Annotated in this window: 8 protein-coding genes and 1 pseudogene; 6 read left to right on the top strand and 3 right to left on the bottom strand. The window is 60.5% G+C overall.

All coding sequences use genetic code 11. From position 1 onward, the window contains the following. Nucleotides 1-479 precede the first annotated feature (479 nt). Complete coding sequence (locus VGB22_05890; GenBank protein HEX9750797.1) at nucleotides 480-1046, top strand: hypothetical protein; 567 nt, start codon at nucleotides 480-482, stop codon at nucleotides 1044-1046. Nucleotides 1047-1214: 168 nt separating this feature from the next. Here the strand turns inward: VGB22_05890 and VGB22_05885 are convergent, their stop codons facing one another. Next, on the bottom strand, nucleotides 1215-2312 hold the full coding sequence (locus VGB22_05885; GenBank protein HEX9750796.1) for a Phenylacetic acid catabolic protein: 1098 nt from the start codon (nucleotides 2310-2312) through the stop codon (nucleotides 1215-1217). A gap of 292 nt (nucleotides 2313-2604) precedes the next feature. On the opposite strand from VGB22_05885, the gene VGB22_05880 reads away from it, so the two are divergent. The 3 genes from VGB22_05880 to VGB22_05870 all read left to right on the top strand — a co-directional run bounded on the left by VGB22_05880 (nucleotide 2605) and on the right by VGB22_05870 (nucleotide 5362). Further along, nucleotides 2605-4398, top strand: coding sequence for a hypothetical protein (locus VGB22_05880; protein HEX9750795.1), 1794 nt, complete (start codon nucleotides 2605-2607; stop codon nucleotides 4396-4398). 235 nt (nucleotides 4399-4633) lie between these two features. After that, nucleotides 4634-4810: a hypothetical protein gene (locus VGB22_05875; protein HEX9750794.1), complete on the top strand. Its 177-nt coding sequence runs from the start codon at nucleotides 4634-4636 to the stop codon at nucleotides 4808-4810. 153 nt (nucleotides 4811-4963) lie between these two features. Beyond that, a complete protein-coding gene (locus VGB22_05870; protein HEX9750793.1) occupies nucleotides 4964-5362 on the top strand; it encodes a response regulator in 399 nt (132 codons plus the stop codon). A gap of 78 nt (nucleotides 5363-5440) precedes the next feature. Here the strand turns inward: VGB22_05870 and VGB22_05865 are convergent, their stop codons facing one another. Beyond that, nucleotides 5441-6478 (bottom strand): hypothetical protein, encoded by a 1038-nt coding sequence (locus VGB22_05865; protein ID HEX9750792.1) that lies wholly within the window; start codon nucleotides 6476-6478, stop codon nucleotides 5441-5443. Between the two features lie 342 nt (nucleotides 6479-6820). Between VGB22_05865 and VGB22_05860 the strand changes: the two are divergent. Both VGB22_05860 and VGB22_05855 read left to right on the top strand, forming a co-directional pair. Further along, nucleotides 6821-7012: pseudogene (locus tag VGB22_05860) on the top strand (prepilin-type N-terminal cleavage/methylation domain-containing protein). A gap of 596 nt (nucleotides 7013-7608) precedes the next feature. Continuing rightward, a complete protein-coding gene (locus tag VGB22_05855; GenBank protein HEX9750791.1) occupies nucleotides 7609-8034 on the top strand; it encodes a prepilin-type N-terminal cleavage/methylation domain-containing protein in 426 nt (141 codons plus the stop codon). Nucleotides 8035-8197: 163 nt separating this feature from the next. Here VGB22_05855 and leuS read toward each other — a convergent pair. Beyond that, on the bottom strand, nucleotides 8198-10694 hold a 2497-nt coding region (gene leuS / locus VGB22_05850; GenBank protein ID HEX9750790.1), incomplete at its 5' end, for a leucine--tRNA ligase.

Genomic DNA, 10694 nt, shown 5'->3' with positions numbered 1-10694 from the left:
AAGTGCGGAAAGCGATGCATCTGGGCACGTAGGTGCAATCCCTCAGACGGTCAGCCCAAGGGCTGACGCGCACGATGGGGCGATGCATCTGGGCACGTAAGTGCAATCCCTCAGGCGGTCAGCCCAAGGGCTGACACGCACGATGGGGCGATGCATCTGGGCACGTAAGTGCAATCCCTCAGGCGGTCAGCCCAAGGGCTGACCCGCACGCGGACTCCGGGCCGAAAACTCATCGTGTGGGGGTCAGCCCGTGGGCTGACCCGCCGGCCGTGCAAAAGCAGATTCTTCGTCGCGCGGTTCAGCCCTCGGCTGAACCAGCGCTCCTCAAAATGACGGCCGTGGATTAATCACTGCTCCCAATGGGCCGTGCGCGCGCGGGTCCGCCCATGGCTGACCCGCCTGTGATGGAAAACTCGCTTTAGGAGAAGATCAGGAGACTCGATATATTTGATGAGAGGCCGCCTGAAAGGAGTATGCCGATGAAAAACGTCATTCGCATCACATTCGCCGTCGCGCTTTTGGCGATCGCCGCGATTCCCTCCGCACTTCTGGCCCAGCACGACGGCGTCATCCAGACAGCCGTCTGTCGCGAGGTGCAACTGCGCGCCCAGGCCGCTGTCGAGGCCGGAGAACCCTACAGGAACAAAGGGCAACTGCAGAAAACCGCAGCCCATGTCGTCGATGCCGCGCAGAGCGCCGGGGAGATCGATGCCGCCTGCGCCTCGTGCATCCTCAGCCAGTTTGCGCGCGGCATTCCCATCGCCGAGCAGTCGGCCTGCGGACCCGATGCGCCGCCGTGCGAACCCGGCGACTGCGTCAACCGCACCCCCTGCGTGGATACGACCGAGACTTGTGTCGAACCGGTCTGCGCCCAGACGACCGAGGGCGACATCATCTGTATCGAAGGATTGGCGCCGTGCGGGGAATTGCTGGAATGCACCGAATCGTCCGCATGTCCCCCGGGCTGGGTCTGCGTCACGACATTCTGCTGCAACAAGTACGTGTGTATTTCGCCGGCTCTGATTTGCGGCGGCGCCACCGAATGACCGTCGCCGGCGGCGTACGCAGCGTGAGATGAACCCCGCCAGCGCAGCCTGCGGCACACTCAACTCATCTTAATATGCGCCGGTCAGCCCCCTGGGGGCTGGCCGGCGCAATAAAAACAGGGGCCGCGAAACCGCGGGCCCCTGTCGCAATCCTATGGACAATGAGCGTCACTTCATCGCGATCCATTCTTCTTCGCGGGCGATGCGGTTGACCGTGTCGATGTCATCCTGTGTGGGAAAAGCCGCCTTCTGGTACGCCTCCCACTTGTCGGCGTCGACTTTGTTGCCGTCGATGTCGTACGGCTGACGGGCGTACGTGCCGATGGAACGGTTGAACTTGACCGACGGCACTTTCAGCTTGGGCTGCCCTTCGGGAATGATCGCATTGAGCTGATCGAAGAGCCCGTTGGTTTCGCGGATGTAGAGTTCGCGCGCGTACTCGTTGAGATTTTCACGGTCGGCGGGATGATCGTTGTCGGCTTCGTCAAAGCGGCCCTTCAGGCCCCACACGTAGTTCCATTCGGCCGACGAAGAGTGATCGGTGCCGAACAGATCGTAGGCGGTCGGCACCCACTTGTTGATGTACTTCTGAATGATCGCAATGGGAATCTTACCGGCGCGGAGCGTGCGCTTCAGGCCGTTGTGTCCTGTTCCGAGGTGAAACGACTCCTCCTTGAGCATCGGTCCCATCGACCGCGCCAGGGGCGCGAAGGCCGAATGCGAGAGCATCTGCAACTGAAACTTGCCGTCGCGATCGATAAACTCGGTGTAGACGAAGAAGTCCAGCCAACTGTCGACCACTTCGTTGAATGACCCCAGCAGACGGTTCTGCTCGAAGGCGCGGCGCTCCAGAAGCTTCATCGCCTCGGTGCGTCCCGACGAGCCGAAATTCTGCACGAGCAGATAGCACATCTGGTAGCCGTGGCGCATCTCCTCGCACATGACGCGAATCAGCGCGTGCAGATCGTACTCGCTGGGCGCCGTGTTGACCAGCAGACGCTGCTGTTCGACCGAGGCGAATTCGGTGTCGCCCTGGTACACGATCAGGTTGAGCAGGCCGTCGCGGATGCGCTGGTCGGGCACATCGAGGATTTTTTCGAACTTCGGCTTGCCGACCATGTCGCCGAACTCGATTTCATTGCTGTAGGTGTCGCCGAACTTGGCTTCGAAGTGGTATTGTTCCACGAGCTTCGGATCCAACCCGATGTCGTCGCGCCACTCGCGGAACAAATCTATCCAGTCGTCAAATGTTGCGATTCGCGGCATTGCGTCTCCCCTATATCGTCCGGTTGTCGGTCCTCAGCCCCGGTCGGGGTCTGTCTTGGTCATTGTACGTCTGCACCGGGGCCCCGACAACCGGGAAGTGACGGATAGCCGAGAGTCTCAGTAACGGCGGGAATAAACCGGGCCGACATCGGTATTTCCATTCGAGCCATGGAGTTGAGCCCATAGGCCCAAGTGCCCAATTCCGCTTGACCGCGCGGGAGCCGCATGGCTATCATCGCGGTCTGCGCTTGGATACAAGTGAAGGCGCCCCAAAGTGATAGGGAGGAAACAGTTGAGTCATCGGCGACCGTGGACAGCGTTGGCGGTATTACTGATTCTTGGTGTGGTTGTCACCGGGTGCCTCATCGAGGGACCCGCGAAGCCGCCTGAATTCTACTCGTGGGTTAAAATTCAGCCGGGCGACCGCTTTTCCGGCGGCCCGATGGTCGCCGCGCCGGAGGGATATATCTATCAACTCTGGGTGGCAAATCTCTCCGAAGAAACGGGGGGACTGGGCGATATCGCGCCGCTACTCCGATTCCATTGGGATCCGGACAATTATTTCGCCACAGACGAGGATGGTGAGCCGATACGCCTGACTGTTGACAATGGCGTCGATGGCGGGATCAACGTCATGGAGTGGGACGCGCTCATGGTGACCGTTGAGCCGGAAGATGGTGTCAGTCCGCTCGGGATCGGCCCAATCATATTGTTCAGCAACCCCGACGAGCAAGGCACAGTGCGTCAGATGCTCTCGCCATTGGATATTCTGACGTTCTTCGGATTTCTACCGCCGATCGGATCGCAGTATACGTACATATCGCAGTCCAACAAGAAAGGCAATCCCGGAGCGCATTGGCGCGACGGCAGCGAGGGCGAGGGAATCTGGTTCTGCATCCCCGAGGTGGAGGACCGGCAGATAAACGAGACCGACGTTTATCAGGCACACCAGAAGGTAGTCTTCTACCCCGGCAACATCGCGATTCCGTATACGGTGTGGATATACACGGATCACCCGGAAAGTTCCTTCTCCGATTTCGGTCTGGCATTCCAGAATCAGGAAGTCGACCTGATCTACATCGACGGGGTGGCGCGCCATGATACCATCATCATCGCCAGTCCGCCGGACACGATCATCAAGAAGGGTCCACAGGTCCCCTTGGGGCAAAACCACATGACGATCAACGGCGAGTCGGTCTACCGTTATGTGGCGGAGAATGGTTCGGTGTGCGATCTGTACATCGACAAGCCGTGGCTCACTCACTGCAATTCCGATCCGTTTCCTGCACTCTTGTTCAACGGCGATGACCATGTGATTGTCGACGGCGATACGGTCGGCATCGTGTACTTCTCCGAGGATTCCACCGATACCTGCATACTGCGTTGGGATGACCCGCGCCTGGACCAGTGCGACGATGTCGGGGCATATTACAACCGAATCTTCGACGACTTTGGCCCGTCCAGCCGGCGCTTCATCACGTTGGATGGAGATACTATCGTGAATCCGTCGTTGATCCCGCTTCCTCCTGTCTCGCTCTTCCTCTTCGACTACGAGATATGGTTGATTTTCACACCGGAGAGTGAGATCCGACCGCTCTCGCTCGGCCGCATCAGGACCGGCTCACTATTCGGCGGGCCCGGCCCCCAGTTTGGGCTGCCGCTGGTCGATTCCATCGACGCGAGCAATGAATACACGTTCACCGATGGCCGATTCGACCGCAATTTCCACTTCCCCGGCGAGGATTTTGTCGATGATATGACACGGCACGATCCGAAACTCCCCGAGACTTTGAATGTCATAAACTCGGAGGACGCCCTCAAGATCTGGGTCACGATGGAACCCCTTGAGGTAATCGACTGGGCGCCCGACGAACCCTATGAGCAGTTCATCATTCTCTCCGACTGGATCGTGCGCGCTGAAAATTTCATGGACGGGTCAGAGACCTCAGCGCCGGACAGCTTGAGCCCGGCCACACGGACGCTGACATATCGGGATTTGAACCCTTCGACCAATCCGCTGACGAGTCTGAATGAAGGCAATCGCACACCGACGATGACGATCTACCTCAGCAATGAGGGGCCATAGTCCAACGCATGCATCGTGACCTTTCGAACGCCCCGCCGATCAGCGGGGCGTTTTATTTGAATCACCGTCGCTGCAATGCACTGCACAGTTGATTCACCGGACATGCGCGTCACCCCGTCGATCACCTATTCGGTGATTTGTAAGACGCAGTATCATAATATGTTACAGCGACCGTCGCATCGATCGCTTCAGGCATGGACGTTGCGTTATGAGCACTCCGAGGAGTGTGATGTCCATGACAACCGTACGCTACCGCTACAATCCGAACTTTCGTCCGCAGCCGGCCAAGCAGCACGCCGACCGGGCGACCTTGTGGATTCTCGTTGCCGTCGTGGTGACCGCAGTGATCGCCCTGACCTTCGGCGAGGCCGAAGGGGCGCCGATGGCGGATACCCTGCTGCGCCTGTTGTGAACTGACGCCCCGGCCCGCAGGGCTTGGGGCCAAGCATTGCGCCTGCATCCTGCTCTCTCTTCCCCGTCTGGCCGTCCCGTGTGTCTCCCCCATGCGGGACGGTCATCTTTATCCCCCTCAATTCCTTAGTGGGAAATACCGATAGATCGATATGTGGGGCGGAGTACCAACGATAAGCTGCTCGTCCTGGTGGTGGAGAACCACACCGAAGTCCGCGAGATGCTCGGAAACCTCGTGCGGACCCAGGGTTGGGAACCGCTGCTGGCCGAAGGCGTCACCGACGCAGTGGCGATTCTCCGTTCACGGCACGTGGACGCCATCATCGCCGATTGGGAATTGGACGACGGCGACGGCCGTTCCCTGCTGCTGGTCGCCGGACAGATGCGCAAAGGTCCGATCCCCTCGGTGATGGTCTCCAGCTATGCCTCCGAAGAGTTGCGGCGCCTGGCGCGCGAGGCGGGCGCCATCGATCTTTTGGAAAAGCCATTCCGCATGAATGATCTGACCGACGCGCTCTCCCAGCAATTGAATCTCCACTCGGCGACTGCGTAGTCCCCGACCGACAATTTCAATCGAAATGTCAGGAGCACGGCGCGGCTGCCTCATGCCGCGCGTGTACGATGCGCCCGCCTACTTCGGCGAGATGGCCGGGAAGTAATCGTTCCCGTTGGAGGTGACGCGTCGCGGCGGCGTCTTGCCGTCGGCATCGGCCAGATATATGAACCCGTCGGTCGAGGCGAAGGTGATCAAACGGCTGTCGGGCGACCATGATGGTTTGCCCTGGTATGGAACGAGGCGGTCGGCCCTTGCGACGATTTTCTCTTTGATCTTGCCGTCCGGGGATACGCGATAGATTCCGCCGTCGTCGCGTTTGGTGTCGACGTAACAGATCCACTTTCCATCCGGCGACCAGGCCGGTCCGGCGACATCCGTGAGCAGCCGCGCGAGCTGTTCCAGTTCCTGATCGCTTTCGACGATGCCGTCGGCGGAGACCACCACCAGGCCGATCGTCTCCAGCGCGCCCCCGCCGGTTCCGCTCGGCGCCTTGGCTTTGTGGTAGATGAAGGCCACCTGCCGGCGGTCGGGAGACCAGGTGGGATCGGTCCCCTGACACTCTCGCGGCAGCGCGCCCTGACGATTGAGCGAAACGACTTCCGAGCCGTCGACCGCCGCATACTCGATCTTGAGGTCGGGCAACTCCGCATCCACCGTGTTGGCGTTGATGTCGCGTGTGTACATGATGTGCCGGCCGTCGCTGGACCACTCCGGCGTGCGGCTGCCGTGATTGAACGTGACCCACCACCAGAAATCATCGCGAGTCGAGTCGATGTGCGAGGCAAAGACGTCATAGAGCCGGTGCGTGCCGCCGCCGCCGTCGGGCAGCGAGTACGTGAACTCTCCACGGCGGACATAGGCAACGCGCTTGCCGTCGGGCGCCCAGCTCAGATTTCCCATGATGTTTTCCTGCGTGCGCCACTTGCGCTGCCCGGAGCCATCGGCGTTCATCAGCCAGATGTTGCCGTCGCGCAGGAAGGCGATCTGCCACGAGGAGACGGGCGCCGCGCCGCTCTGCGCCCAGGCGGATGCGGCAGCGGACAGGGTGAGCCCAACAAACACAGCGTACCGCAACAGCATCGTCATCATCAGCGTCTCCTTCATTGGCGTCATCGGTTGCAACGTCGTATCGCGTTATACACACCGAAGCGGCGGCGGGCAATGTAGCATCCGACCGCGACGGGGACAACCCCAGCCGCCGCTCACGTCTTCAAATTCTGCACAGCGATTGCTCACGCCCTGATCAGCAGGGCGGAGCCGTCGTGCAGGATGCACGGCGCGCTGGCAGATTCCCCATGAAATCGGAAGCCGACACGGTTCCCGGCTGTTGCCGGTCTCGTCAATCCCGCTGACACACTTGGCGTTAGAATCTTTCGACGCATCCGGCCCGCCAGTTGCAATGCACCACACGTCCGCCATGCGACTCTGGCGGTTATGACTCGCAAGGAGAGACGAATGCACAGTTTGCGTCATTCGCCCATACGCCGGCAATCCGGCTTTACACTCATCGAACTGATGATCGTGGTGGTGATCATCGGCATCCTCGCGGCGCTGGCGATTCCGCGTTTCATACAAAGCGCCACCAAATCCAAACAGAGCGAAGCCAAGCAGATTCTCAAGCAGATCTACGTACAGCAGCACGCGTACCGCGCATTTTACGAGGCGTATTTCATTCCCGGGGGACCGGCCGACGCGGCCAATCCGACGGCCTTTGCCCGCATCAACGTCGAGATTTCGCCGCCGGCGCGGTACTCGTACACGATCACATCCAGCGACGGCGGTTTCTCCAATTTTCTGGCGACGGCGACGGTCCCCGCTCCGGGACTCGATGATGATCCGGCGCCCGACATCTGGACGATCGACGATCAGGGAGTACTATCTGTCGTTTCCGACGACGTGACACTGTAGCACAGTGAACCGGCCGACTGTTCAATACGCGAGCATTGCACGATGCAACCCGACACGCAGAATCCGATGAGGTTTCGAGGGAATCTTCCCACAGTCAGCACCGGTGCGTGCGGTGCGATGGCGTGCGCATTCGCCGAAGTCGCTTGGGCACAAGCACTCGGCGGCCTGCTCACAGATAACGCAACGGCCCACGGACGTGCGGCACGCAGTTTGCCAATCCTCCGTACGCGCCGCTGATGCCCGCGCACAGACGGCGCAGCGAATCGACCGATAACCAACGAAGTGACGACATGCGGACGGGAAACAGAGTTAACCACTCACAACGAGGAGGCGCAATGATCTCCAAGCTCCACCGCTCAAATAAGGGCTTCACCCTTATTGAGTTGATGATCGTCGTGGTCATCATCGGTATTTTGGCGGCCCTGGCCATTCCGCGTTTCATGGCCTCGACCACCAAGTCCAAGCAGAGTGAAGCCAAGCAGTTGCTCAAGCAGATCTATGTCATGCAGCACGCGTACCGCCAGGAATATGACACCTACTGGGGGAACGGTGTCAGTGCCGACGCGGCCAACCCGAACAACTTCGCCCGCATCGGCGTGCAGATCATGGTCTCGGCGCGCTACAACTACGCGCTGGTCGCCGACCTGGTATCGTTCACCTGCACCGCGACCGGCAACCTCGATGACGACGCGACCGTGGACACCTGGACCATCACGGACGCGGGGACGTTGACGAACACAATCGACGACGCCTCAAGCTGATCGACGTCATCACAACTGGCGTGACATCCGACGCCCCCCGCAGTTGGCGGGGGGCGTCTTCTTTTGCGCCCGACGTCGTGGCCTTCCGCCGTGGCCCTGCCGCCCCCGGCAGGGCGCGCGTAACACTCTTCCGAGCATCTCAATTGCCCGCTCGTGCAGGACGCTACCGCTGAGGCCGGACGACGAAGTTGATGAGCCGACCGGGGATGTAGATCGTCTTGATGCGCTCGCCGTTCAAGTGTGACGCGACCTTCGGATCGTTCTCGGCGGCGGCGGCGACAACGGCTTCATCGGCAGCGGACGGGACTTCGACTTGCCCGCGCAACTTGCCGTTGACCTGCACGGCGACAACGACGGTGTCAGAGGGAATCGCGGACTCATCGGCCGTCGGCCAACCGGACTGAAAGACACTGTCCGCGAATCCCATCTGCTCCCACCACTCCTCGGCGAGATGCGGAATCAGCGGCGCAAGCAGACGCACCATCGTGGCGGCACAGACAAACCGCAGATTGGGATTCAGCGACGAGCCGTCGCCAAGCTCGCCCAACAGCTCCATGACCGCCGCAGTGTGCGTGTTGAATTGCATCCGGGCAAAGTCGGTATCGACCTTACGGATCGTCATATGCAGTTTCCGATAGAAAGCCCGCTCGGTCTCGCTGAGAGTCTCGGAATCGAACCGCATGTCGGGATCAGGGCGCAGCGCTGCCGCTGCCGCAATGGCACCGTGAACGAATCGATCCAGCTTCGACAGGAACCGTTCGGCGCCGACCAGGCCGCTGCCGCTCCAGAGCACCTCACGGTCCCCTGGTGACGCGAAGAACATGGTCAGCCGCAGCGGGTCGACGCCGTGCTGCTCGATCAGGTCGATCGGCGAGACAACGTTGCCCTTCGACTTGGACATGACCGCGCCCTGGGCATCGAGCACCATACCGTGATTGAACATCTCGATGGCAGGTTCACTGACCTTAAGCCAGCCGATGTCCTTGAGAAACTTCGTGAAGAAACGGAAATAGATCAGGTGGCCGGTGGCATGGGTGATGCCGCCCATGTAGTGATCGATGGGGAGCCATGCCGCGGCCTTCTCTTTGTCGAACGGTGCCTCGTTATTGTGCGGGTCGAGATAGCGCAGGAAGTACCACGACGAACACATGAAGGTGTCCATTGTGTCCGGATCACGCTGCGCCGGTCGGGCGCAGGATGGACACGTCACGTTCATGTACTCCGGCACATCGGCCAGCGGCGAGCGCCCCTTCGGCAGAAAATCGATGTCGCCGGTCGGCAACAGCACCGGCAGATCGCTTTCCGGAACGGGAACTACACCACACACTGTGCAATGAATCATCGGGATCGGCGCGCCCCAGTAGCGCTGGCGTGAAATCAGCCAGTCGGTGAGGTGGTATGCGGTCTTTCGTCGCCCCAGATGTTGTTTCTCGAGATAATCACACACGGCATCGACCCCGGCCTGTCCCGCCAAACCATCAAACGGTCCGGAGTTGATCATCACGCCGATATTGGAGACCGCCTCGGTCATCGTCACCGGATCGGGATCGGTCTCCCCGGCGCGAATCACCGGACGGATCGGCAGGTTGTGCGCACGAGCGAATTCGAAATCGCGCTGGTCATGCGCCGGGACACCCATGATGCAGCCGGTGCCATACCCCGAGAGCACATAGTCGGCGACCCACAAGGGGATGCGTTCGTTGTTGAGCGGATTGACCGCGACCAGGCCGGTATCGATGCCATTCTTGCCGCCCTGCGCGATCCGTTCGACCGTCGTCTGCCGCTGTGCCGCCGCGACGAATGCATCGACCGCGCGGCGATGCGATGCCGGAACGCTCAGCGTCCGCAGCAGCGGCGCATCCGGCGCAATAGCCATGAACGTGACGCCGTACACCGTGTCGGGACGCGTCGTGAAGACGGTCAGCTTGACGCCGTCCGCGAGTGTAAAGCCAATCTCCGTGCCATGCGATCGTCCGATCCAGTTGCGCTGCAGGGCTTTTAAGTTGTCGGGCCAGTGGGTCAACTCATCGATGTCGTCCAGCAAACGGTCGGCATAGGCGGTGATTTTGAAATACCACTGTGTCAGTGTTTTTTTCGTGACCGGCCCTTCGCAACGCCAGCAGACACCCCCGGCCGCCTGTTCATTGGCCAGCACGGTCTTGCAATTGTCGCACCAGTTGACCTCGGATTCTTTGCGATATGCCAGCTTGTGTTTGCAGAACTGCAAAAACATCCACTGCGTCCACTTGTAATACTCCGGCTCCGAAGAGATCACCTCGCGCGACCAATCGAATGAGATGCCGATAGACTTCAGCGTTGCCTTCGACTGGGCGATGTTGCGCAGCGTCCACTCTTTGGGGTGCAGCCCGCGCTTGATCGCCGCCTGTTCAGCCGGCAGCCCGAAGGAGTCCCACCCGAACGGGTGCAGGACCTCTCGGCCTTCCATCATCTTCTTGCGGGCAATGGCGTCGGTCATCGTATAGTTGCGGAAGTGCCCCATGTGAATGTCACCCGATGGGTAGGCGAACATCGGCATGACGAAGTATTTCTTCCGTGGATCAGGGATCTCCGGCGCGCGGAACAGCCCCATCTGCTCCCAGCGCTGCTGCCATTTCGCCGAGGGATCGGGGAGTTTGCCGCGGAAGACGACGGCGGGTGCG

The sequence above is a fragment of the Candidatus Zixiibacteriota bacterium genome, assembly GCA_036397555.1.
In the GTDB taxonomy this organism is placed as follows: Bacteria; Zixibacteria; MSB-5A5; order WJJR01; family WJJR01; genus DATKYL01.
This window is presented reverse-complemented; position numbering and strand designations above follow the sequence as displayed.